Annotated in this window: 21 protein-coding genes and 1 pseudogene; 6 read left to right on the forward strand and 16 right to left on the reverse strand. The window is 72.9% G+C overall.

Going from position 1 to position 22317, the window contains the following annotated elements; translation table 11 throughout:
* Window positions 1-13: 13 nt before the first annotated feature.
* The 11 genes from ACZ7N4_RS35910 to ACZ7N4_RS35960 all read right to left on the reverse strand — a co-directional run bounded on the left by ACZ7N4_RS35910 (window position 14) and on the right by ACZ7N4_RS35960 (window position 12051).
* Window positions 14-814, reverse strand: a complete 801-nt coding sequence (locus tag ACZ7N4_RS35910) for an SDR family NAD(P)-dependent oxidoreductase (protein ID WP_471367495.1) — start codon at window positions 812-814, stop codon at window positions 14-16.
* Entirely contained in the window at window positions 807-1994 is a 1188-nt protein-coding gene (locus ACZ7N4_RS35915; RefSeq protein WP_471367497.1) for an acyl-CoA dehydrogenase family protein, read from the reverse strand. The genes ACZ7N4_RS35910 and ACZ7N4_RS35915 overlap by 8 nt, the downstream gene beginning before the upstream one ends.
* A complete protein-coding gene (locus ACZ7N4_RS35920; RefSeq protein ID WP_471367501.1) occupies window positions 1991-2305 on the reverse strand; it encodes a YciI family protein in 315 nt (104 codons plus the stop codon). The genes ACZ7N4_RS35915 and ACZ7N4_RS35920 overlap by 4 nt, the downstream gene beginning before the upstream one ends.
* 63 nt (window positions 2306-2368) lie before the next feature.
* Window positions 2369-3565: a cytochrome P450 gene (locus tag ACZ7N4_RS35925; RefSeq protein ID WP_471367503.1), complete on the reverse strand. Its 1197-nt coding sequence runs from the start codon at window positions 3563-3565 to the stop codon at window positions 2369-2371.
* The gene (locus tag ACZ7N4_RS35930; protein WP_471367505.1) at window positions 3555-4307 is read right to left on the reverse strand and encodes a thioesterase II family protein; all 753 of its coding nucleotides are present in this window, start codon (window positions 4305-4307) and stop codon (window positions 3555-3557) included. Before ACZ7N4_RS35930 ends, ACZ7N4_RS35925 begins: the two co-directional genes overlap by 11 nt.
* Window positions 4307-6160 (reverse strand): non-ribosomal peptide synthetase, encoded by a 1854-nt coding sequence (locus ACZ7N4_RS35935; RefSeq protein ID WP_471367508.1) that lies wholly within the window; start codon window positions 6158-6160, stop codon window positions 4307-4309. Before ACZ7N4_RS35935 ends, ACZ7N4_RS35930 begins: the two co-directional genes overlap by 1 nt.
* A complete protein-coding gene (locus ACZ7N4_RS35940) occupies window positions 6142-7272 on the reverse strand; it encodes a GNAT family N-acetyltransferase (RefSeq protein ID WP_471367510.1) in 1131 nt (376 codons plus the stop codon). Before ACZ7N4_RS35940 ends, ACZ7N4_RS35935 begins: the two co-directional genes overlap by 19 nt.
* 13 nt (window positions 7273-7285) lie before the next feature.
* Window positions 7286-7831, reverse strand: coding sequence for a flavin reductase family protein (locus ACZ7N4_RS35945; RefSeq protein ID WP_471367511.1), 546 nt, complete (start codon window positions 7829-7831; stop codon window positions 7286-7288).
* Window positions 7821-9449 (reverse strand): tryptophan halogenase family protein, encoded by a 1629-nt coding sequence (locus ACZ7N4_RS35950; RefSeq protein ID WP_471367513.1) that lies wholly within the window; start codon window positions 9447-9449, stop codon window positions 7821-7823. Before ACZ7N4_RS35950 ends, ACZ7N4_RS35945 begins: the two co-directional genes overlap by 11 nt.
* A gap of 383 nt (window positions 9450-9832) precedes the next feature.
* Window positions 9833-11407 carry a glycerol-3-phosphate dehydrogenase/oxidase gene (locus ACZ7N4_RS35955; RefSeq protein ID WP_471367514.1) on the reverse strand — a complete coding sequence of 525 codons (1575 nt, stop codon included), beginning with the start codon at window positions 11405-11407 and terminating at the stop codon, window positions 9833-9835.
* Window positions 11404-12051 carry a TetR/AcrR family transcriptional regulator gene (locus tag ACZ7N4_RS35960; protein ID WP_471367515.1) on the reverse strand — a complete coding sequence of 216 codons (648 nt, stop codon included), beginning with the start codon at window positions 12049-12051 and terminating at the stop codon, window positions 11404-11406. The genes ACZ7N4_RS35955 and ACZ7N4_RS35960 overlap by 4 nt, the downstream gene beginning before the upstream one ends.
* A gap of 141 nt (window positions 12052-12192) precedes the next feature.
* On the opposite strand from ACZ7N4_RS35960, the gene ACZ7N4_RS35965 reads away from it, so the two are divergent.
* Genes ACZ7N4_RS35965 through ACZ7N4_RS35975 form a run of 3 tightly spaced genes read left to right on the forward strand, consistent with a single transcriptional unit; the run spans window position 12193 to window position 15154 of the window.
* A complete protein-coding gene (locus tag ACZ7N4_RS35965; RefSeq protein ID WP_471367516.1) occupies window positions 12193-13785 on the forward strand; it encodes an FAD-binding oxidoreductase in 1593 nt (530 codons plus the stop codon).
* 38 nt (window positions 13786-13823) lie between these two features.
* On the forward strand, window positions 13824-14705 hold the full coding sequence (locus ACZ7N4_RS35970; RefSeq protein ID WP_471367518.1) for a YegS/Rv2252/BmrU family lipid kinase: 882 nt from the start codon (window positions 13824-13826) through the stop codon (window positions 14703-14705).
* 56 nt (window positions 14706-14761) lie between these two features.
* Complete coding sequence (locus ACZ7N4_RS35975; protein WP_471367520.1) at window positions 14762-15154, forward strand: NUDIX domain-containing protein; 393 nt, start codon at window positions 14762-14764, stop codon at window positions 15152-15154.
* A gap of 13 nt (window positions 15155-15167) precedes the next feature.
* Here ACZ7N4_RS35975 and ACZ7N4_RS35980 read toward each other — a convergent pair whose 3' ends face one another.
* Window positions 15168-15704, reverse strand: a complete 537-nt coding sequence (locus tag ACZ7N4_RS35980; RefSeq protein WP_471367522.1) for a GNAT family N-acetyltransferase — start codon at window positions 15702-15704, stop codon at window positions 15168-15170.
* Window positions 15705-16194: 490 nt separating this feature from the next.
* A complete protein-coding gene (locus ACZ7N4_RS35985) occupies window positions 16195-16623 on the reverse strand; it encodes a thioesterase family protein (RefSeq protein WP_471367524.1) in 429 nt (142 codons plus the stop codon).
* A gap of 323 nt (window positions 16624-16946) precedes the next feature.
* Here ACZ7N4_RS35985 and ACZ7N4_RS35990 point away from each other — a divergent pair, with 323 nt between their 5' ends.
* Window positions 16947-19460 carry an ATP-dependent Clp protease ATP-binding subunit gene (locus ACZ7N4_RS35990; protein ID WP_471367527.1) on the forward strand — a complete coding sequence of 838 codons (2514 nt, stop codon included), beginning with the start codon at window positions 16947-16949 and terminating at the stop codon, window positions 19458-19460.
* A gap of 81 nt (window positions 19461-19541) precedes the next feature.
* Here ACZ7N4_RS35990 and ACZ7N4_RS35995 read toward each other — a convergent pair whose 3' ends face one another.
* Window positions 19542-20000: a GreA/GreB family elongation factor gene (locus ACZ7N4_RS35995; protein ID WP_471367530.1), complete on the reverse strand. Its 459-nt coding sequence runs from the start codon at window positions 19998-20000 to the stop codon at window positions 19542-19544.
* Window positions 20001-20152: 152 nt separating this feature from the next.
* Here ACZ7N4_RS35995 and ACZ7N4_RS36000 point away from each other — a divergent pair, with 152 nt between their 5' ends.
* Window positions 20153-20260 carry a hypothetical protein gene (locus ACZ7N4_RS36000; protein WP_467927901.1) on the forward strand — a complete coding sequence of 36 codons (108 nt, stop codon included), beginning with the start codon at window positions 20153-20155 and terminating at the stop codon, window positions 20258-20260.
* A gap of 61 nt (window positions 20261-20321) precedes the next feature.
* Here ACZ7N4_RS36000 and ACZ7N4_RS36005 read toward each other — a convergent pair whose 3' ends face one another.
* Entirely contained in the window at window positions 20322-20735 is a 414-nt protein-coding gene (locus tag ACZ7N4_RS36005; protein WP_471367536.1) for an STAS domain-containing protein, read from the reverse strand.
* Between the two features lie 194 nt (window positions 20736-20929).
* Between ACZ7N4_RS36005 and ACZ7N4_RS36010 the strand changes: the two genes are divergently transcribed.
* Complete coding sequence (locus ACZ7N4_RS36010; protein WP_471367533.1) at window positions 20930-22249, forward strand: hypothetical protein; 1320 nt, start codon at window positions 20930-20932, stop codon at window positions 22247-22249.
* Here the strand turns inward: ACZ7N4_RS36010 and ACZ7N4_RS36015 are convergent.
* Window positions 22228-22317 (reverse strand): annotated as a pseudogene (locus ACZ7N4_RS36015) (IS5/IS1182 family transposase); the annotation flags it as partial. The gene ACZ7N4_RS36010 and the pseudogene ACZ7N4_RS36015 overlap by 22 nt on opposite strands.

Below are 22317 nucleotides of genomic sequence, written 5' to 3' on the forward strand. Positions count from 1 at the left end.
AAGTTCCGGGCCTCTAGAGGGTCTTGTCGTTCTCGGGAGCCGGGTCGGCGGGGGGCTGCATGCGCAGCAGCCGCGCGTCGCCCGCGACCCGTCCCACCAGGTCGTCCAGATCGTCCGTGAGGTGGACGAAGCGGCCGTGCAGGGCGTCGTAGCGGCCGGAGAGGAGCTGTGCCACCTTCTCGGCGGCGGCCTCCGGCGGCGACCAGGCGCTCTCGGGCAGCGCGTCGAGGTCGGGCCGGTCGGAGGTCATCTCGGTGCGCACCAGCCCCGGACTCAGGTCGAACAGGGTCACCCCGGAGCCGCGGACCTCGTCGGCGACGGCGTCGGTGAGACGCATCAGGCCGGCCTTGGAGACGCCGTAGGCCGAGCCGGCGCCGGACACCCTCGACCCCTGCAGCGAGTTGATGTTGACGATGTAGCCGCTGTGGCGGGCGAGCATCCCCGGCAGCAGGGCCCGGCACAGCAGCGCGGGTCCCCGCAGGTTCGTCTCGATCACCCGCCACCAGTCGTCGGGGTCCCAGGCGGCGAAGGGCTGCGGCCGACCGGCGTACCCGGCGTTGTTGACGAGCACGTCGACGTGCCCGAACGCGTCGAGGACCGTCGCCCGGACCGCCTCCACGGCATCGCGCCGGGTGATGTCCGCCGCGGCCGTCAGGGCACGGCGGCCGAACCCCTCCACGACCGCGGCCGTCTCCCGGAGCGGCCCCTCCGACCGTGCGACGAGCGCGAGGTCGTACCCGGACTTGGCGAGCCGCACCGCGATGGCGCGGCCGATGCCCCGGCTGGCCCCCGTGACCAGAGCGATGTCAGGCATGATTGCTCCTTCGGTTTCCGGGGTCGTCCGGCAGACCGGACGACCAGATGCATGCCGCGTAGGCGGCGGCCTTCGTGGCGTAGCGCAGCGTGCCGTGGCTGGCCACCGTCCGCAGGTCGCGCCACCGCCGTTGCAGTTCGTCCTCCACGGCCAGGCACTCGGTGCCGGCCGCCCGCAGGAGCCGGTCCGCCGAGCTGAGCAGCAGTTCGGCCGCCTTCGCCGTGCCGCGTGCCTGGGCCGCCGCCCACAGGTCGCCGGCGGAGCGCGCCCCGGTCTCGTCGGCGGAGCCGGCGACACGCTCCAGCAGCAGCGCGGCCATCTCGATGTCGTCCACGGACCGCGACAGCGCGAGGTCGTAGCCGGCCCGCTCCAGCGCGGGGGTACCGCCTCCGGTCGAGGCGAGCCGGCCGCGTATGCGCTCGGTCCACACGCGCGCCGCGCCCCGGGCCGTGCCGAGCGCCGGAGCGGCGAACGACAGACCGGTCACGGCCCGCAGCGGAACCGAGTGGGGGATGCCGTGCGGGCCGGCCGTCCCGCTGTACAACTCTGCCCGCGGAAACGACAGTTCCTCCGGGACGACGGCCTCCCGCACCACCACGGTGTGGCTGCCGGTGGCGCGCATCCCCAGGCTCGCCCAGGTCTCCTCCACCGTGTACGCCTCCCGCGGCAGCGCGAAGAACCGGGCGTCGGTGACGTCACCCCCGTCGGGACGGGCGAGGAGGAGGGCCCAGTCGGCCGCGGTGCACGAACTGACGTAGGGCCACCGGCCCCGGATCCGCCAGCCGCCCCGGACCCTCTCGAAGGTGCCCTGCGGGAGCAGCGAGCCGGCGATGAGGGTGTCGGGCCCGTCCCGCCAGATCTGTTTGCGCCCCTCGCGCGGCAGCCAGGCGGTGACGCGTCCCATGGTGGCGGCGAGGGACGCGAACCACGCCGTGGAGCCGCACGCCTCGCCCAGCACCGCAGAGGCCCGCAGGAACGCGAGGAACGTGCCCTCCGCGCCGCCGTGCGCCCTCGGGACGAAGTGCCGGGCGAAGCCCGCCTCGACGACCGCGGAGACCACCTCCGCGGAGAGCGCCGCCTCCCGGTCCGCGTCCGCCGCCCGCGCGGCGGCGAGCCGCGCGACCGGCCGCGCCGCGTCCACCAGCGACCGCGCACCGCCCCCGTCCGGCGCGCCCGTCACCGGGCCTCTCCCCGTACGACCGCGAGTATGTCCGGGTGGGCACGCCGGGCACCCATCGCGAACACCGTGTACTCCGAGACACCCGACCGGACGAAGGGGTCCTCGGCGATGACGGCGTCGAGTCCGGCGCGGGTGACGCCGCGGGCGAGGATCACCCCGCCGTACTCCTCGGGACGGGTCTGGCCGGACAGCACGAAGACGCCCGCTGCATGGTGTTTCTCCAGGTAGGCGATGTGCCCGGGGGTGTGCTTCTCGACCTCTGCGGGGTCCCCGACGTGGTGCACGATGAGCACGAAGAGCTCGGGTGACATGACCGTCCTTACGTTGGCGGAAGACAGGAAGCTCCGGAAGCCGTGGTGCGGCGGGGCACGGCGTCACGCCGGGGTGACGGCGACCGGCAGGCTGCGCACGCCCCAGGTGAAGTTCGAGGCGTTGAACAGGGGTTCCCCGGTGGGCCGGAACTCCTTGACCCGGGAGGTCAACTCCTCGAAGAGCACGCCGAGTTCGAGCCGCGCCAGCCGGGCGCCGAGGCACAGGTGCCGTCCGGCGCCGAAGGTGATGTGCCGGTTCGGGGTGCGCCGGACGAGGAAGGCGTCGGGGTCGGCGAACACGGACTCGTCGCGGTTGGCGGACGCGTTCCACACGGTGACCCGGTCGCCGGGGGCGATGTCGACACCGCCGACACGGGCGGGACGCAGCGCGGTCCGCAGCGCGTGCACCCCGGGCACGGTCCAGCGCAGGATCTCCTCTACGGCCGCCGGGATCGCCTCCGGTCCCGACGAGGAGCGCAGGAGCTCCCACTGTCCCGGGTTCTCCAGGAACGCCAGAACGCCGCCGGCCGCCGAATAGCGTGTCGTCTCGTTCGCGCCGGCCAGCACCCCGTTGCAGTTGAAGACGATCTCCTCGTCGGTGAGGGGCCGTCGGTCACCGGTCTCCCCGGACAGCGCGCCGTCCGCCGCGATCCGGCTCAGGAAGTCCTCGCCGGGAGACTTGCGGCGTTCGCCGAGCAGCTCGCCGAAGTACAGGAAGATCTCGCTGTGCGCCCCGGACCTGGCCTGTTCGTCGGTTCCCTCGAAGGCCTCGGTGGCGATGTCCCCGAGCCACTCCCAGTCGGCGCGGGGGACACCCATGAACGCGCAGACAACCCGGTTGGGCACCTGTTTGGCGATGTCGATGAAGTCGAACGCCACACGGTCCAAGGCCTCGGTGAGGGTCTCGCGGACCACCTGGCGGACGAGCGCTTCGAACCGGGGCATCTCATTGGGTGCGAAGGCGCCGGCCAGGACCCGCTTCAGGCGGGTGTGGTCCGGCGCGTCGGAGACGATCAGCATGCGCTGGGCCACGGCGGACACCGCCTCGGGGTTGCTGTCCAGCCGCATGCCGTAGCGGGAGCTGAAGGAGTCGTGGTCCGTGTAGACGGCGACGATGTCGTCGTAGCGGGTGACCACCCAGAAGCCCCCGCCGTCCGGGTGGTCGTGCCAGTGGACCGGGGCCTGCTGCCGCAGGTGCCGCAGCGTCGGCCAGAAGGCGTTGGCGGCGAAGAGGTCGGGGTCGAGGAGGTCAACTCGCATGCCGGTCCCCTTCTCGGGCGAGCGTCCGCAGCAAGGCGGTGACGTCGTCGGTGCGTTCGGCGCAGAAGTAGTGGCCGCCGGGGAACTCCCGCCGGCGGAAGTCGTCCGTGTGGTCGGCCCATTGGGCGAGATGGGCGGCGGTGACGGTGGTGTCGTCCCGGCCGCCCCAGGCCTCCACGGGGACGGGGAGGATCACGCGGCCCGGATGCCGGTAGGTGAGCGACAGCTCCACGTCGGCGCGCAGGGTCTCCAGCATCAGTTCCCGGGTGCCGGGGTCCAGCAGGTCGGGGTCGAGGCCGCGGGCCGCCAGCAGCTTCTCCAGCTCGTCGTCCGCGGCGAGCAGACCGTTGCCCGCCCCGACCCACAGCCGGGGTGCCCGGCAGGCCGCCACCACGAGGGCCACGGGGGTCCTGCCGTGGTCGGCGGCCAGACGGCGTACGACCTCGAAGCCGAGCAGTCCGCCGAAGCTCTGCCCGAACACCGTGCAGGGCTGGCCGGGCGCGAGCAACGCGTCGGCCTCCGCGGCGATCTCTCGCACCGCCTCGTCCAGTGTGCCGGGCATCGGATCCGGCCAGCGGGACTCCCGCCCGGGCAGGGCGACCCCGATGACCGACACGTCGTCACCGAGCAGCTCCTGCCAGGGCCGGTACTGCCCGCAGCCCGCCCCCGCCGGCGCCAGACACAGCAGCGCAGGGGCCCGCCGGGGCGCCGGATGCCACGGGAGCAGCCAGGACCCGGCCATCAGTCGTTCACCGCCGTCGTCCCGCCGGAGCCGGACTCCGCCGCGATCCGGTCGAGCGCGGCGGCCAGTCCGGCGATGGTCGGGGAGGCCAGCAGATCGCGTACGGAGATCCGCAGACCGGTGCTGCGCCGCAGCTCGGACACGGTGCGGGCGGCCAGCAGCGAGTGGCCGCCGAGCGCGAAGAAGTCCCCGTGCACGTCCGGCACGGACCGGCCGAGTACGTCCTCCCAGGCGGCCTGCACCTGTCGTTCGCGCGGTGTCCGCACGGCGCGTCCGCCGGGGCGGGCGGCGATCTCGTCGGCCGCCCGCGCCAGCGCGGCCCGGTCCACCTTGCCGGACGGCGTCGTCGGCAGCGCGTCGACGGTGATCACCACCGTGGGGACCACGGCGGCGGGGAGCCGCGTGGCGCAGTGGCCGATGACCCGTTCCGGCCAGTCCGGCGCGGCCGTCTCCGGGCCGCCGAGGACGGCCAGACCGAGGTTGTCGCCCGAGGCGGTGCGGAAGGCGGCGCAGGCGCGCACCCCGGGCAGCTCGCCCGCCGTCCGTTCCACCTCGGGGAGCTCCACCCGGAAGCCGCGGATCTTGATCTGCTCGTCGGCCCGGCCGGCGTGGCGCAGTTGTCCGTCCGGCAGCCGGATCACCAGGTCGCCCGTCCGGTACATCCGCGCCCCGGCCCCGGCGCACGGGTCCTTGAGGAAGGACCGCTCGGTGAGGTCCGGGCGGTTGCGGTAGCCGCGGGCCACGGCGGGCCCGCCGATGTACAGCTCGCCCACCTCCCCGGGCGGTGTAGGGCTGCCGTCCTCGGCCAGGATGTGGGCGTGGTAGCCGGTCAGGGGGCGGCCGATCGTGGTGACGTCGTCCCCCCGGGCGCTGTCCGCCCAGGTTGCGGCGATCGTCGTCTCCGTGGGGCCGTAGACGTTGAGCACGCGCAGGCCGTCGGGCAGCCGCCGGACCAGGCCGGGCGGGCACGGTTCACCGGCCAGGACCAGCGTCTCCACGCCGTCCAGCGCGTCCGTGCAGGTGGCGAGCAGAGAGGGGGTCAGGCAGACGGTGCGCGGCCGTGCCGCGGAGATCTGCTCCGCGAGGTCGCCCGCGGCCTCGTGGTTCAGGTCGATGATCGCCGTGCTCTGTCCGTGGAGGAGGTGGAGCAGGACGCACCACAGCCAGCCGTCGAAGGCCGGGGAGACGGCGTTGATCCCCGTTCCGCCGGAGGGCAGTCCGAGTTCGGTGAGCGCCCGGAGGAAGGTGTCCAGGTTCCGGTAGGTGACCTCGACGCCCTTGGGCCATCCCGTCGTGCCCGAGGTGTAGACGACGTAGGCGGTGTCGTCGGGACCGGCTGCCGGGAGCGGGGCCCTCCCGGCGGACGCGGGCGTGTCCGGGGGCGTGTCCGGCTCGGTGACGTGACGCAGGCGCGGCACCGAGGCTCCGGCGGGGAGCCCGCCCAGCAGCATCCGGACGTCGGCGTCCTTGAGGATGTAGCTCAGCCGGTCGGCGGGGTTGCGGTCGTCCAGAGGCACCAGGGCGGCCCCCGCCCACAGCACCGCCAGCACGCCGACGACCTGCCGGTACGACCGGCCGTGGCTGACGCCGACGGCGGTGCCGGGGCCGGCGCCGCCGTCCCGGAGGGCGGCGGCCAGCGCACGCACCTCGTCGCTCAGCCGGCGGAAGGTGAGAGCGCCGTCCGGCGCGGACACCGCCGTGGCCTTCGGTGTTCTCGCAGCCCATGCCTCCACTGCTTCGAGCAGGGGAAGCGGCCTGCCCCCGTGGTCCGCTCGATTCACGTTCCCTCCCCTTGCGTCCGGCACGCCGCGGCGCGGCGGCGTGCCCGGTGGCGTCAGGTGTACAGGTCCCATTCGGCACGGTTCTTGACGGCCCGTTTGGTGCCGGGGCCGGCTTCGAGATCCGCGAGCAGCCGGGCGTTGTGCCGGCGTACCAGGTCCGCCGCCGGCACCAGCGGGCTGTCGGGGGACAGGTCGAGCATCCACAGCGGGCGCAGTTCGGCTCCGCGCAGGACCTTCGCCTCCAGGGCCTTCTTGCCGGCGTGCACCCAGCGGACGCCCAGCTCCCCGGCCAGCCTGATCTGGCTGTAGTAGACGAGGTTGAAGTACTCCTCGCAGCCCACCAGGTGGTCGTAGTCGAAGCTCGCCCACCGCAGATACACGGCGTCGCCCCACACGTAATACAGGCAGAACCCGATCAGGGCTCCGTCGGGCGCATGGCACAGGGCCACGCGACCGGCCGGCCCGCTCATCCGCGCGTACCGCTCGAACTCGACGCGGAACTCGGGGGTCCTGGTCGGGTATCCGTACTTGACGGCCATGGAGTTGGCCAGTGCGGGCAGTTGCTCCCAGCAGTCGAGCAGACCGACGTGCGTCATGCGGCAGCCGGCCTCCTCGAAGGCCCGTACCTCCCGGCGGACCGCCACCCGGCGCTTCGACGTCAGGGAGGCGAGCCAGGCGTCCCACCCGCCGGGCGGCACCTCGATCCAGGCGTCGGGTTCCAGCAGCACGGGCTGCGCCTCCACGCCGGCGGCGCGCAGCAGCCGTACGTCGTCGGTGCCGAGGTACATCGCCACGCACGCCTTCTCGCGCGTCTCCAGCCGGTCGTGGGCCTGCCGGACCCGGGCGACCAGCTCACGCAGGAGAGCGGGGTCGTCCGAGTCGCGCAGCACGTGCGCCTGGTAGGCCAGCCGGGGCCCGACGAGCAGCCCGCCGGCCGCAGGGGCGGGCAGGTCCCGGCCGGTGAGGATCTTCTGCCAGTGGTAGTTCAGGGGCTGGGACCCGTCGAACTCCACGGTCGGTACGGCCGCCAGCCCGGCCGCCGTGGCCGCGTGCACCGCGCCCACGGTCGCTCCGGGATAGTCGGCACAGTGCCTCAGCCACATGCTCGACGAGTAGAAGTGGTCCGCGGCCAGGGCGTCCCAGGTCTCCGCGTCGAGACCGCCCAGCACACTGTCGTCCGTCATGCCGATCGCTTCCTCACACCGTCCGCTCGGACGGCCTCCTTTTGGGTGGTGAGCCGTCCGTGACGGCGGGCTCGTCGCCGTGGCCGGGTCCGTCCGGCCAGCGGGCGTAGCGTCGCATCCCGTACAGCAGCGGAGGCCTTCCGCTGGTGACGGTGTGGGCGACCTCTCCCAGCACCACGGTGTGGTCACCGACGGGATGGGTGGCCCGTACCCGGCACTCCGCCATGGCGGCCGAGCAGTCCGGCAGCCAGGGGACCCCTGCGGGCGAGGGCTTCCAGGAGACCGCCGAGAACCGGTCGACATCGCGGGCCGAGAACAGCTCGGACATGTCGCGGGCGTCCCGGTCGAGCATGTTGACGCCGAACGTGCCCGTCCGCACGGCCGCCAGCGTGGCGCTGTCGCTGCGCAGACACACCAGGAGGGTCGGCGGGTCGGTGCAGACGCTGGTGACCGACGAGCAGGTCATGCCGACGGGCTCACCGTCGGGACCACGAGCCGTCACCACGGTCACCCCGCTGGGAAAACGGCTCATCAGGTCCCGGAAGCCGTCAGCGGGCATGGCGGTCGCGGTCGCCGGAACCGGCGGACGCTCCGTGGAAGTCACGCAGGTAGTCGTACATGGTCGGCAGGGTCTGCGACAGCTCCCGCTGCCGCCGGGCCACGCCGTCGAACATCCTCTGCGCGGACGCCCGCCCGTCACGGCCGTACGCGAGCGGTGCGATGGGACGCTGCGGCAGCATGCCCAGGCCGGCGAAGATGCAGTAGTAGCTGCCGTTGGTCCAGAAGTTACGGAACTCCGCCTCGAAGTTTCCGTAGTACGTCGACTCGTCGGCGGTCGGCAGATTGACAGGAATGCCCTTGAGGTACATCTCCGCTTTCTCGCGGATCTCCTCGCCGAGGCTCAGCCCCTTGTTCGCCCGCCAGAACTCCGTGTCCTCGCGGGGTGAGAAATAGAAATGTGCCTGCAGGAAATCGCGGGACTCGTCGTACATCGCCGCGATTTCTTTGTTGAAGCGATCGGCGAATATCGGGCTGAAGCTCTTGTCCGGGAAATGCTTGGCCAGCTGGTAGATGGCCGCGTACGTGAAGTAGAGGCCGGTCGACTCCAGCGGCTCCAGGAAACAGGAGGACAGACCGATGCTGACGCAGTTCTTCACCCAGGACCGCCGGTTACGACCCACCCGGAACCGGATGCGGTTGAACTCCCGGTCGGCGGAGAGTCCCCAGAGCGCGGTGAACTCCCGTACCGCCTCGTCCTCCGTCGCGAACTGGCCGGAGTAGACGTATCCGGTGCCGAAGCGGCCGGGCAGCGGCGTTTTCCAGGCCCATCCGGACTTCATGGCGATGGACGACGTGTACGGCTCGATCCCGTGGGCAGCGTCGTCGTGCGGCACGGGGCAGGCCAGGGCGCTGTCGCAGAGCAGGTGGTCGCTCTGGTCGAGGAACGGCTCCTCCATGACCCGGTTGATCAGTGCGCCGCGGAAGCCGGAGCAGTCGATGAACAGGTCGCCCTCGATGGTGCGCCCGCTCTCCGTGCGCAGGGAGCGGATGAAGCCGTTCTGGTCCAGCTGGACGTCCACCATCCGGTCCTGGACGTGCCGTACCTGCTGCTTCTCCACGGACCAGCGCCGCAGGTAGTCGGCGACCAGATGGGCGTCGAAGTGCCAGGCGTACCGGGTGGCGGGCCGGCCGTCGGGGTGGCGCGGGGCGAGGTTGCCGTCCATCAGCACCGGGTCGACGAAGCAGCTGTAGTCGAAGGGCAGGTCCGTCTCGCCGCGCCCCGCGCGGTCGGACCAGTGATGGGTGATCGGAACGCCGTCTTCCTGCGGAAGGATGCCGAACGGGTGGTAGAAGTGGTCCGGCCTGCCGTTCAGCGTGCGCGCGGTGGGACTTCCCTCGCCAGGGGTCCGCCAGTTGATGAATTTCACGGCCATCTTGAAGGAGGCGTTGCACTCGCGCATCCACTCGTCCTCCGGGATGCCGAGGAAGTCGAAGAAGACGCGCTGCAGGTTCGGCACGGTGGCCTCGCCGACCCCGATCTTCGGAATGCCAGGCGCTTCGAGAACCGTGATGCGGACCGCTCCTCGTAACGCCTTGCCGAGATATGCGGCGCTCATCCAGCCTGCCGTGCCGCCGCCGAGGATCACTATGTGTTCGATGTTGTCCGACACCGACATCCTCCGTTTCTCAGGGGCGTGCCCCGGGGTGCATTCTACCCGCGTGCGCCTCCTCGGCAATGGCTTTCCGTGCACCGCCCGACGCAAACACGTCGCGGCATTTTGCCAAATCGTTCCCCTGCTATTGTCGGGGGTATCGGAATATGATGAAACAAGTCGCGAAGCTGGTGCTCCGTGATGGTTCGCCGGGTGTAAGGACCCGGCGTTTCCTGAGTGGTTGTACAACCCTGGTCCGACGTGGTCGGACATCCCTGGAGTGCGACCGTATTTCCGGAAATCCGTCGGCATGCAGGGACCAAACGCACACCGGCGCCCGGGCTCGCGTGCGCCCGGGCGCCGGTTGTGCAGATCCCCTCCCGGTTGTGCAGGTTTCCCCGCCCGTGTCACGGCCGCAGGGCGGTGGACCTCTCCAGCATCTCCCGTGCGACGCTCAGGACTTCGGCGCGTTCCTCGGGCACCAGGCCGATGCGGGTGCGGCGGTCGAGGAGGTCGGACTCGTCCAGGGCGCCCTCGTGCCGGACCGCCCAGAGCAGTTCGGCCCGGGTGACGGGGTGGCCGGGCAGGACCGGTTCGGCCAGGGCGGGGTCCTCGGCGGCGAGGGCGTGGACCGCCACGGCCTCGGTGCCGTACCGGCGGACCAGACGGCGGGGTGCGGGCAGTGCGCGCAGGCGGTCGGGGGCGGCGGCGCCGGTCAGCGGAAGCGCGGCGGTGGGGGAGGGGGCGGCGCCCAGGCCCCGGGACTCCATCACGGCGTCCACGGCGTCCTGCGCCATCCGACGGTAGGTGGTGAGCTTGCCGCCGACGACGGTGGTGACACCGTCCGGGGAGGCCACCACCGCGTGCCGGCGGGAGATGTCGGCGGTGCGGGCCGGGGCACCGGCGTCCGCGGACGTGTCCAGCAGGGGGCGCAGTCCGGCGAAGGCGCCGACGACCTCCTCCCGGGTCACGGGGGTGTCCAGGACGGAGCCGAGCACGTCCAGGAGGAAGCCGATGTCGGTCTCCGGCACCTCCGGCACATCCGGGATGCCGCCGTCGACCGGCTCGTCCGTGAGTCCGACGTAGACCCGGCCGTCCCCCTGCGGCAGCACGAGGACGAAGCGGTTGGTCTCCCCGGGCACCGGGATGTGCAGGCCCGCCGGCAGGGCGCCGAGCCGCTCCGAGCGGAGCACCAGGTGGGTGCCGCGGGACGGGCGGATCCGGATGCCCTCGGCGAGGGTGCCCGCCCACACGCCGGTGGCGTTGATCACGGCGCGGGCCCTGATCTCGCCCTCCTCGCCGGTGAGTTCGTCCCGGATCCGGGCGCCCGTCCCGGTCAGCTCCAGAGCCCGTACCCGGGTCAGCACGCGTGCGCCGTGCGCGGCGGCCGTCCGGGCCAGGGCGGTGACCAGCCGGGCGTCGTCGGTCACCTTGCCGTCCCAGGACAGCAGCCCGCCGCGCAGCCCGGCCGCGCGCACCGAGGGCGCCAGGTGCCGGGCCTCGGTCGCCGACAGCCGGCGCGGGGCGGGCAGCACCTGGCGCGGGGTCCGGGCGGCCAGCCGCAGCAGGTCCCCGGCCCGGAACCCGGTCCACGCCAGCGAGGCCTGCGCCCGGGAGACCAGCGGGGTCAGCGGCAGCACGAACGGCTGGGCGGCCACCAGATGCGGGGCGGTCCGGGTCATCAGCACCCCGCGTTCGACCGCGCTCTCGTGGGCGACGTCGAACTGCGCGGAGGCCAGATAGCGCAGCCCGCCGTGGATGAGCTTCGAACTCCAGCGGGAGGTGCCGAACGCCAGGTCGTGGGCGTCCACCGCGACGACGTCCAGGCCGCGGGCCGCCGCGTCCAGGGCGGCTCCGGCGCCCGTGGCGCCCAGTCCGACGACCAGGACGTCGGCCACCCGGCCGTCGGCGGCCTCGGCCAGTTCCCGGCGGCGCCGGTGGCTGCTGAGGGACGAGCCGGGCGCGGCCTCGGTGTGGCTCATGGCGTCAGGGTCCTCTCCAGGAGGGTGCGCAGCTCGCCGAGGAACGCGGCGGAGTCCAGCTCCGGATCGTCCTCGTCGGTCATCGTGCGCAGGGACAGGGTGAAGGACTGCACGGTCAACAGCAGGGCGCGGGCCTGCCGTTCGGTGTGGCCGGGCCGTACCGACCCGTCCGCGTGGCCCTCGCGCAGCGCGTCGGCCAGCAGCGCCAGCAGCGCCTCCTGGCTCGCGCCGCGGCGGTCGAGGACGTACGGCAGAAGCAGTTCCGGATCGACGTCGACGATCTTGTGGAAGAGGGGGTGCGCGCGGAACGCCTCGACGCCGGCCACCATTCCGTCCACGATCCGGGCTCGCGTGGTGACGCCGGGCGCGGGTGCCGGTATGGCCCGGGTGGCCACGCCGATCCACTCCCGGGTCATCAGGTCGCCGACCAGGGTGCGCAGATCGGGCCAGCGCCGGTAGAGCGTCATCCGGGAGACGCCGGCGCGGCGGGCCACGTCGGCGAGCGTGGTGCGGCGCACTCCGACCGCCAGCACACAGTCGCGCACCGCGTCGAGCACGGGGTCGTTGTCGGAACCGTTGCCTGAGCCGCTGTCCGAGCCGTTGCCCGAAGCGTTGCCCGAACCGTTGTGACGAATAGGCGTCATGTGTCACAGTGTAACGCCCCAGGGCCCGGACGGAAGCGGTCCGGCCCCGCGGAAGGCAGCCGAGCCGCGCCGCCCGAGCACCGGACCGAGCACCGACCGAGCACACCGACCAGCACACCGACCTGTGAGGACGACCGTTCAATGGACATGCTGTGGAACGGCTGGGGCGACCCGGCCAAGGCGGCGCCGCTGCCCGACTCGGTGACCGGGCTGCTGCGCGACCTGCTCGGCGTCAAGCCGCGCAGCACGCCCGCCCTCGCCCTGGAGGACATCCGACCGCCCGCCCCCACGGCCGCCCCCGCCGCCCTCCGGGCGCTCGCCGCGGCCGTCGGCGGCGAGGAGCACGTCCGCACGGACGCGGAGATCCGCGTCCGGCACACCCGCGGCAAGTCCACCCCCGACCTGCTGCGCATCCGCGCCGGCGACGTCACCGACGTCCCCCAGGCCGTCGTCCTGCCCGCCGACCACGACGAGGTCCTCGCCGTCCTGCGCGCCTGCGTCGTCCACGGTCTCGCCGTCGTGCCCTTCGGCGGCGGCACCTCGGTGGTGGGCGGACTCGCCCCCCAGCGCAGCGCGTTCGTCGCCCTGGACCTGCGCCGCATGAACCGCCTGCTCGACCTCGACCCCGTCTCCCGCACCGCCGTCCTCCAGCCCGGCCTGCGCGCACCCGAGGCCGAGGCCCTGCTCGCCGGACACGGCTTCACCCTCGGCCACTTCCCGCAGTCCTTCGAGTGGGCCACCATCGGCGGCTTCGCCGCCGCTCGCTCCAGCGGACAGGCCTCCGCCGGGTACGGCCGCTTCGACGACATGGTCCTCGGACTCACCCTCGCCACCCCCGAGGGCACCCTCGAGACCGGCCGCGCCCCCCGCTCCGCGGCCGGACCGGACCTGCGCCAGCTCATCCTCGGCTCCGAGGGCGCCTTCGGCGTCATCACCTCCGTCACCGTGCGGATCCGCCCCCGCCCGGAGGCGCGGGTCTACGAGGGCTGGCGGTTCGGCTCCTTCGAGGCGGGCGCCGCCGCTCTGCGCCGGCTCGCCCAGGACGGGCCCCGGCCGACCGTGCTGCGCCTGTCCGACGAGACCGAGACGCTCGTCGGCCTCGCCCAGCCCGACGCGATCGGCGCCGACCCGGCCCAGGGCGGAGCGGGCTGCCTGGCCGTCACCGGCTACGAGGGGACCGCCGAGGACACCGCCCACCGCCGCGAACGGGCGGCGGCCGTCCTGACGGACTGCGGGGGCACCCTGGTCGGCACCGAACCCGGCGAACGCTGGGCGCAGGGCCGCTACTCGGCGCCGTACCTGCGCGACGCCCTGCTCGACGTGGGCGCGTTCGCCGAGACGCTGGAGACCGCGGCCTTCTGGTCCGCCGTCCCCGACCTCTACGCGGCCGTCCGCACGGCGCTCACCGACACCCTCACCCAGGCCGGCACCCCGCCGCTCGTCATGTGCCACATCTCCCACGTGTACGAGAACGGCGCCTCCCTGTACTTCACCGTCGTCAGCGCCCAGGGCGAGGATCCGGTGGCCCACTGGGCGCCCGCCAAGCACGCGGCCAACGAAGCCGTGCTGGCGGCCGGCGGCACCATCTCCCACCACCACGGGGTCGGCACCGACCACCGCGACTGGTTCGTCCGCGAGGCCGGCCCGCTCGGCGTCTCGGCCCTGCGCGCCGTCAAGCGCCGCCTGGACCCCGAGGGGCTGCTCAACCCCGGCGTCCTGCTGCCCACCGACTGACCCCACCGACCCGACCGCCTGCCTCGGAGGCCCATTCGATGCGCCAGTTCACCGCCGTCGTCAACCCCACCGCGGGCGGCTCGACCGGGGCGGCGACCCTGCTCCAGCTGGCCCGGCTGCTCCGCGCGGCCGGCGCCGAGCTGGAGACCGAGTACAGCCAGAGCCTCGCCCACGCCCAGGACATCGCCCGCACCGCCGGAGAACGCGGCCGGATCGTGCTGGCCGTGGGCGGCGACGGCATCGCGGGCGGCATCGGCGGCGCGCTCAGCGGCACCGGCACCGTCCTGGGCCTCGTACCAGCCGGCCGCGGCAACGACTTCGCCCGCGCGCTGCACCTGCCCGCCGAACCGGACGCACTCGCGAAGATCCTGCTGCACGCCGAGCCGCGGCCCGTCGACACCATCGAGGTGGAGTCGGCCGTCCACCCGCGCACGGTGGTCCTGGGCAGCGTGTACGCCGGCGTCGACGCGGAGGCCAACCGGCACGCCAACAACGCCCGGCTGCTGCGCGGCGCCGCGTCCTACTACGCGGGCGGCCTGCGTGCCGTCACCACCTGGCGGCCGGCCGGCTACCGCGTCACCGTCGACGGAGAGGAGCACCACCACCGCGGCTACAGCGTCGTCGTGGCCAACTCCCCCTACTACGGCTCCGGCCGGCTCATCGCGCCCGGCGCACGCGTCGACGACGGCCTGCTGGACATCGTGCTGATCCGCGAGGCCCCGCGCCGCCTGTTCTTCACCCTGATGAACGAGCTGAAGACGGGCGCCCACGTCCGGCGCCCCGAAGTACGCGTCCTCCAGGGCCGGGAACTGCGCATCGAGGCCGACCGGCCCGTCCCCTACGGCGCCGACGGCGAGGTGGAGGCCACTCTCCCGGTGACGGTGCGCGTACGGCCCGGGGACCTGCCGGTGCTGTACTGACAGGTGCAGCACCGGGCCGCCCTGGGTAGGCACGAAGTGCCTGGGGAGGGAGACGAATGACGCTTGAGCAGACCGAGGGCGTGGTGCGGGCGGTCGTGGTGTACGACGGGCGGGTACTGCTGGTGCAGGACGGAGACGGCTGGGACCTGCCCTCCGGCACCCCGGAGCCGGCCGAGACCGCCCAGGCCACCGCGGCACGGATCGTCTACGAGACCACCGGCTACCTGGTCGACGGCACCGAGTCGCTGAACCCCGGAGACGCGGCGGGCGGAACGGCGGGTGAACCGGTGGGCGAGACGGCCGTGGTGTGCCAACTCCTGACCGAGTCACCGTCGTCCGGAGGCCGGTTCACACCGGAACAACTGCGCTGGACACCGATCGGGGAGACCGCGGGAACGCCGTTGCCCGACCCGGTGCGGGCGTACCTCCAAGGGCACACGCCTGTCTGAAGCCGCCCTGCGTTCACCCCAGTCGGCCGCCGGACCGCTCCGCGCGGAGCATGGAGAAGATCACCTGGTCGTGCCACCGGCCCTCGCGCCACTGGGCCGAGCGCAGTACGCCCTCCCTGACGAAGCCCGCCTTCTCCAGCGCGCGCTGCTCGGCGAGGTTGGCGCAGTCAGTCCAGGCCTGGAGCCGTTCGGCCCTCGTGTGGTCGAAGAGGTACTCGGCCAGCAGCCGTTGGGCCCGGGTGCCGATGCCGCGGCCGCGCGCGGCCGGCACCAGGCCGATCGCCAGGGTCCAGCAGGTGGAGGTGGCGGGCCGCCCCCACGTGCCGGGGAACCACTCGACCCGCCCCACCGTCCCGCCCGCCTCCGCCACGGACAGCACGCCACCGTCGGGAGTGAGCAGTCCGGTCTCCGTGAACCGCCGACGCAGGCCGGCCGGCGAGACGAAGCCGAACCACTGGTACGGGCCGGCCCCCTCCGGCCCGCTGAACTCCCGCTCGAACAGGTCGAGATCCTCGGCGGTCACCGGACGCAGCGCGATCTCATCGGACAAGGCGACACTCCTGATCCTCCCGGCCACAGCAGTCCACCCCTGCGGCCCGCGTGGGCAACGGCGCCTGGCTCTTCCACACATCGAGCCACGCCCGGAAAACCCCTCCGGACAGGCTCGAGCGCGTTGTCGTACCGGACGGCGGACCAGCGGGTGTGAGGGGCGGTGGTCCGGGCGCCGAGCCGACGAGGCCTGCGACGGCATGGCGTCGGCGGCGGATCCAGGGGCGAGGGCGTGTCGGACGGCGGCCCCCCGGGGTGTCGTCGTACCGGACGGCGCAGAACCGGGCGGAACCGCACCGGACGCCACACCCTCGGACGCCACACCCGGGCGGCACCGCACCGGACGGCGCGCCCTCGAACAGGGCCACACCGGACGGTGGACGGTCGGACGGCACCGCGTCAGGCGGCAGACGTGCGGACGGCACCGGGTCAGGCGTGGAGTCCCTTGGACGGCACCACGCCAGACGGCAAGACGTGCGGACGGCACCGAGTCAGGCGTCAGGTCCCTCGGACGGCACCGGGTCGGGCGCCCCTCCCTCGTCCGGTGCCCCATCGCTCGCCCCCGCGTCCGACCGCCGGGCGAGGAACCGCTGCCGGTCGACCACCGCGCGCTCGATCTCGCCGCTCGCGACCACCCGGCCCGAACCGTCGACTGCGCGTACCGCGAAGGTGAGGCGCCGGCCTGGGGAAGCGGAAGCGGGCTCGGCGGTCACCTCGACCTCGGCGCCCACTCCCGTCGCCCGCAGATGCTCGACGCGGACCGCCGTACCCACGGTCGTCCGACCCGCCTCCAGGAAGGGGGCCGCGGCCCGTACGGTCGCCGCCTCCATCCACGCGATCAGCCGGGGCGTCGCGAGGACGGGTACGTCTCCGCTGCCCATCCGGATCGCGGTGTCGGCGTCGGTGACCTCATGGCGCATCTCCTCACGCTAGCGCCTGCGCATTGGCCTCGCCCCGACAGGGGCCGGCCGCACAAGGCTCATCGTCCGTATTCGCCCCTCCTCACCCCGCGTCCCCAACCGGAAGCGTCCCCGACCGCCGCCGGCAGCCTCAGCTTGCGGTGCCGTCAGCACCGGGTTTCAGTGAGTACTGACCCCCAGCCGCACCCCCTGCCCCCAGCCGACCCCGAGCCGACCCCCAGCCGACCCCGAGCCGACCCCCAGCCGACCCCTGATCCCCGACCCCGGCCTCCCCCGCAGACTCCCTCCCCGGATCGCTCCCCCCTCGCGCGCCTGGAGCCCCCATGTCGATGTCGTTCGGTGCACCGTTCGGTTCGTCGGACCCGTTCAGCGAGCTGCTGAACCGCTTCTTCGGTATGTCACCGGCGTCCTCGCCCCCCGCGGTGCAGCGCGTCCCCATCGGACGGCTGCTGACGGAGTCCTCGCAGGAACTGCTGCACCGGGCCGCGCAGCGGGCCGCCGAGGACGGTACCCCCGACCTCGACACCGAGCACCTCCTCTGGGCGGCCACCCAGGTCGCCCCGTCCCGCCGGCTGCTCTCCCAGGTCGGTGTGGACCCCGACACGGTCGCCGCCGAGCTGGCCAAGGTCCTGCCGCGCGAGTCCGGCGAGCCCTCCGCACAGCCGGGCCTCACCCCCGCGGCCAAGCGCACCCTCCGCGCCGCCTACGTCCGGTCGCAGGCGGCCGGCGTGTCCTACATCGGCCCCGAACACATCCTGAGCGCCCTGCTCGGCGACAACGACACGGGTGCCGCCCGGATGCTGCGGGCGGAGGGCCTGGACACCAAGCGTCTTCCCGGGCTGACCGAGCAGGGGGCGCCGCGCCCGGAGGGAGCGCAGACCGAGCGGAAGCAGCCCGCCACCACCCTGGACGAGTACGGCCGCGACCTGACGGAGGAGGCGAGGGCCGGCAGGCTCGACCCGGTCGTCGGGCGGGCCGAGGAGATCGAGCAGACCGTCGAGATCCTGTCCCGGCGCTCGAAGAACAACCCCGTCCTGATCGGCGAACCCGGGGTCGGCAAGACCGCCATCGTGGAGGGCCTGGCCCAGCGCATCGTGGCGGAGGAGGTCCCCGAGGCCCTGAGGAACAAGCGGGTCGTCTCGCTGGACCTGTCCGGCATGGTGGCGGGCGCGCAGTACCGCGGACAGTTCGAGGAGCGGCTGAAGAAGGTCATCGAGGACGTCCAGGCGGCCGGCGGGGACATCATCCTCTTCATCGACGAACTGCACACGGTCGTCGGCGCCGGCGCCACCGGCGAGGGATCCATGGACGCGGGCAACATGCTCAAGCCCGCCCTCGCGCGCGGCGAACTCCACGTCGTGGGCGCCACGACCCTGGACGAGTACCGCAAGTACGTCGAGAAGGACGCCGCCCTGGAGCGCCGGTTCCAGCCGGTGCTGGTCCCCGAGCCCACGGTCGAGGAGACGGTGCGGATCCTGGAGGGGCTGCGCGACTCCTACGAGGCCCACCACCAGGTCCGCTTCGACGACGCGGCGTTGACGGCCGCCGCCGAACTGTCCGACCGGTACATCGGCGACCGCTTCCTGCCGGACAAGGCGATCGACGTGATGGACCAGGCAGGCGCCCGGGTGCGGCTGCGCAGCGCCGGACGCTCCACCGAGATCGTCAGCCGTGAGGACCGTATCGCCAAGCTGCGCAGGGAACTCGAACAGGCCGTCTCCGCCGAGGACTTCGAGAAGGCGTCGGAACTCAAGCGGGAGATCGCCGAAGCGGAGGGCGAACTCGCCGGCATCGAGGAGCGCCGCGAGGGCGTCGTCTCCGTCACGGCCTCCGACATCGCCGACGTCGTCTCCCGCCGCACCGGCATCCCGGTCTCCCAGCTCACCGCCGGCGAGAAGGAGAGGCTGCTCCGGCTGGAAGAGGAGATGCACGCGCGGATCGTCGGCCAGGACGAGGCGGTCACCGCGGTCTCCCAGGCCGTACGCCGCAACCGCGCCGGCATGGGCGACCCCCACCGGCCCGTGGGGTCCTTCCTCTTCCTCGGCCCGACCGGCGTCGGCAAGACGGAACTGGCCAAGACCCTCGCCGCCCTGCTGTTCGGCGAGGACGATCGCATGATCCGGTTCGACATGAGCGAGTTCCAGGAGAAGCACACCGTTGCCCGGCTGGTCGGCGCGCCTCCCGGATACGTGGGCTACGAGGAGGCCGGTCAGCTCACCGAGAAGGTCCGCCGCCGGCCCTACAGCGTGGTGCTCTTCGACGAGGTGGAGAAGGCCCACCCCGATGTCTTCAACACCCTCCTGCAGATCCTGGACGACGGACGGCTGACCGACGCCCAGGGCCGCACCGTCGACTTCCGGCACTGCGTCGTCATCATGACGTCCAACATCGGCGCGCACCGCATCCTGGACCACAAGGGTGATGTGTCCGAGCTGAGGGACGAGTTGATGGACGATCTGCGCATCCGGTTCCTGCCGGAGTTCCTCAACCGGATCGACGACATCATCATCTTCCACGGTCTGACCGAGGACGACCTGGGGCGGATCGTGGACCACCTGCTGGACGAGAGCCGGCGCAAGCTGCACGCCCAGGGCCTGGGCCTGGAGGTCTCGGAAGCGGCCAAGAAGCTGCTCATCGCCCACGGTCACCAGCCGGAGTTCGGCGCCCGGCCACTGCGCCGCACGATCCAGGCGGAACTCGACAACCGCATCGCCACCATCCTGCTCAGCGGCGAGGGCGAGCCCGGTGACACCATCGTGGCCGACGTGCGGGACGACTCGCTGCACTGCTCGGTACGGCGGAGCGAGCCCACGGCGCCTGCGGACGGGGGATCCTGACGTACCGTCCGTCGAAGCCCCCGCCCCCTTCCCGGCGTGGTCTCCCGCTCACTCCGGGACGTCTCGACGGCCGCTCGCCGGTCACTCCCCGATCGACACGACCACCGCCGACGCAGGCCCGTCCGGGGTGTCGTAGCGCACGGTGTCCCCGGGCCGCCGCCCGAGCAGCGCGCGGCCGAGGGGGCTGTCGGCGGTGACCAGCACCTGGTCCAGCGCCTCGGCGACCTCGCCGATCTGCAGGGCCTCCGTCGCCCCGTCGGAGAAGCGGACGGTGACGGTGCTGCCCACGCCGACCACGTCGGTGGGTGCGGGCCCGGCCGTCTCCGCCTGGCTGAGCCGTTCGGTGATGTCCCCGATACGACGGTCCAGGCGTCCGAGCTGATCGGCGCGCCGCAACTCGTCGGCCTGGTCGGCCTGGTCGCCCACCGAGAGGTCCCGGAGCGTGCCGGCGACCAGCCGGCGCTCGGCCCGGAGGTCGGCCAGCTCCTGCTCCAGCGCACGGCGGGCCTGGGCGCTGATCGGCACGGGAACACCGGTCATGGTGTCTGCTCCTCTGGGTGCGGACGAACGCACGGAAAGTCCGGCATTTCGCATCATAGTCAGACGCATCACCGGCGTTCCCTCCGGTGGAGTGCCGAGGAACGCAGGGATATCTTGCTTATGTCCCTTACGTCCCGCAGGTGGAGCATGTCATGCTCCGCTCCCTGTCCCAGGAGGTGCCCATGTCCTCGAAGCGACGCCGGAAGAAGAAGGGGCGGCGCAAGCACGCGGCCAACCACGGGCGGCGCCCGCAGTCCTGACCCGCCTCACCGCGTCCGCGGCCCCCTGGCTCAAGTCCTCGTCGGTTCCGGGGTCTTCCCGTCAGCCGTCCAGGGCGTCGCGGACGCTGGGGTAGCAGGGGAGGAGGGGGGTCAGGCCGACGATCTCCAGGGTGCGCAGGACGGACCTGCGGACTCCGGCCAGCCGCAACCAGCCCGCCGGAGCGTGGGCCTGGTGCGCGGCGATGAGCGCGTTGATGCCGCTGGAGTCCATGAACGGCACCCCGCTGAGGTCCGCCACCGTGCGCGCCCCGTCGGGATCGGCGGGGGTGAGGGCCCGGTGCAGGGCGCCGGAGGTGTGGTGGTCGACCTCGCCGTTGACCGTGACGACGGTGACACCGTCGACATCGGACCGGGTGACCGATAGTCCGTCGGGTTCGTCGTGTTCGTCTTGTTCGCTGCTGCCTGCGGTGTCCGCCACGCGTTCCTCGTCCACGCTCGCCCGATCTTTGCCCAGAGCTTTCCTCTCCGGGGAGACTGCCCAGGATCGCGCCGAGGATTCCCTGCAACCCCAGATACCTCTCGTGTGTCCAGTACATGACGGTGCCGTACCCGGCGGCCATGACCAGCCGCCCGCCGTCCGGCATGCCGACGCATGCCGATGTGCACACCCCTGCGCATACCCCTGTGCATACGAAGAGGAGATCCACCGTGCGCGCACCCCTCCGTTCCACGGCGGCCGCCGTGGCCGCCGCGGCCATCGGCATCGGCGTCCCCGTCCTCGCCGTCCCCGTGGCGCACGCCGAGGAGCAGGCTCCCGACCTGGTGGTCTCCGCCCTCCCGGTCGCCTCCCCCAAGCCGGGTGAGATCTACGACAACTCCGTCACCGTCACCAACAAGGGCACCGCGCCCGCCGACGGCGTCACCTTCCGGCTCCGGCTGACCCGGGGACTCGACTTCCCGGACCAGGTCGCGGGCTGCACCTACTCGACCCTCGCCGACCACTTCCGGCAGGCGCTGTGCGAGCTGGACACGGTCGTCCGGCCCGGCGCCTCGATCACCACCCCCGTACGGTTCAAGGCCCTGCCCCAGGCCCTGATGGAGGCCGTCGAGTACGGCACGGGCCGTACCGGCGAGGCGCCGGGGGAGGGCTTCGACGACAGCTACCGGCGGCTGACCCTGACCGCGGACAGCACGGCCGACCTCGCGGCGGAGGGGGACCTGGTGGAGGGCGCGCCCGGCAGCCGGGTGACGGTCACCGCGACGCTCCGCAACCACGGCCCCGGCTGGATCGGGAACCAGGACAGCGACGACCAGCCCGCCCTGATGGTGCGGATCCCGGAGGGAACCGTCGCCAAGGAGGTCCCCGGGGACTGCGCACCCTTCGGCGTCGACGGGCCGACCGGACCGTCCGAGCCGGGCCACACCCGGTACGTCTGCTGGCCCGCCGGCCACACCATCGACGTCGACCAGTCCCTCGACTACACCTTCGTCCTGGAGATCGGCAAGACCGCACGGAGCACCAAGGGCGCGGTGACGGTCGGCTCCGTGTACGGCATCCACCCCGTGTTCGACGAGAACCGGGCGAACGACACCGCCTACCTCGCCGTCGACGTGACGGGAGGCGGGGAGCCCGGCACGAGCACCGCCGGCGGCACCACGACCGGTGGTGGCACGGGCAGCGGCGGAGCGGACAACGGCGGCGCCGGCACGGAAGGCGGGGGCAACGACCCGCACGGACAGTCGACGGGCGGCAGCGATACGACGGGGACGACGGGGACGACGGGCGCTACGGGCGCTACGGGGACGACGGGCACGTCCGGTACGACGGCCGCCTCGGGCGCGGCGTCCACCGCGTCCACGACGACCGGTTCCGCCACCGGCGGCACCCTCGCGAGCACCGGCGGCGACGGCGTGCCGCTCCTGACGGCCGGCGCGGTGGGCGCGACGGTGCTCGGCGGACTGGTGCTCGTGGCCGTCCGCCGCCGGGACACCGCTAAGACATCATCTCATTTGGTGAGTCTGCGGTAGCAGATGAGGGTGCAGGCGAGGCTGGTGAAGACGAGGAAGTGCTCGGCCTTGCGCTCGTACCGCCGATG

The organism is Streptomyces sp. NPDC107654 (genome assembly GCF_055639035.1).

Bases quoted from the DNA above. Each gene is read 5' to 3' on its own strand.
- ACZ7N4_RS35910 (WP_471367495.1), bottom strand. From the start codon at position 814: ATGCCTGACATCGCTCTGGTCACGGGGGCCAGCCGGGGCATCGGCCGC.
- ACZ7N4_RS35920 (WP_471367501.1), bottom strand. From the start codon at position 2,305: ATGTCACCCGAGCTCTTCGTGCTCATCGTGCACCACGTCGGGGACCCC.
- ACZ7N4_RS35925 (WP_471367503.1), bottom strand. From the start codon at position 3,565: ATGCGAGTTGACCTCCTCGACCCCGACCTCTTCGCCGCCAACGCCTTC.
- ACZ7N4_RS35930 (WP_471367505.1), bottom strand. From the start codon at position 4,307: ATGGCCGGGTCCTGGCTGCTCCCGTGGCATCCGGCGCCCCGGCGGGCC.
- ACZ7N4_RS35935 (WP_471367508.1), bottom strand. From the start codon at position 6,160: ATGGGACCTGTACACCTGACGCCACCGGGCACGCCGCCGCGCCGCGGC.
- ACZ7N4_RS35940 (WP_471367510.1), bottom strand. From the start codon at position 7,272: ATGACGGACGACAGTGTGCTGGGCGGTCTCGACGCGGAGACCTGGGAC.
- ACZ7N4_RS35945 (WP_471367511.1), bottom strand. From the start codon at position 7,831: ATGCCCGCTGACGGCTTCCGGGACCTGATGAGCCGTTTTCCCAGCGGG.
- ACZ7N4_RS35950 (WP_471367513.1), bottom strand. From the start codon at position 9,449: ATGTCGGTGTCGGACAACATCGAACACATAGTGATCCTCGGCGGCGGC.
- ACZ7N4_RS35955 (WP_471367514.1), bottom strand. From the start codon at position 11,407: ATGAGCCACACCGAGGCCGCGCCCGGCTCGTCCCTCAGCAGCCACCGG.
- ACZ7N4_RS35960 (WP_471367515.1), bottom strand. From the start codon at position 12,051: ATGACGCCTATTCGTCACAACGGTTCGGGCAACGCTTCGGGCAACGGC.
- ACZ7N4_RS35965 (WP_471367516.1), top strand. From the start codon at position 12,193: ATGGACATGCTGTGGAACGGCTGGGGCGACCCGGCCAAGGCGGCGCCG.
- ACZ7N4_RS35970 (WP_471367518.1), top strand. From the start codon at position 13,824: ATGCGCCAGTTCACCGCCGTCGTCAACCCCACCGCGGGCGGCTCGACC.
- ACZ7N4_RS35975 (WP_471367520.1), top strand. From the start codon at position 14,762: ATGACGCTTGAGCAGACCGAGGGCGTGGTGCGGGCGGTCGTGGTGTAC.
- ACZ7N4_RS35985 (WP_471367524.1), bottom strand. From the start codon at position 16,623: ATGCGCCATGAGGTCACCGACGCCGACACCGCGATCCGGATGGGCAGC.
- ACZ7N4_RS35990 (WP_471367527.1), top strand. From the start codon at position 16,947: ATGTCGATGTCGTTCGGTGCACCGTTCGGTTCGTCGGACCCGTTCAGC.
- ACZ7N4_RS35995 (WP_471367530.1), bottom strand. From the start codon at position 20,000: ATGACCGGTGTTCCCGTGCCGATCAGCGCCCAGGCCCGCCGTGCGCTG.
- ACZ7N4_RS36000 (WP_467927901.1), top strand. From the start codon at position 20,153: ATGCTCCGCTCCCTGTCCCAGGAGGTGCCCATGTCCTCGAAGCGACGC.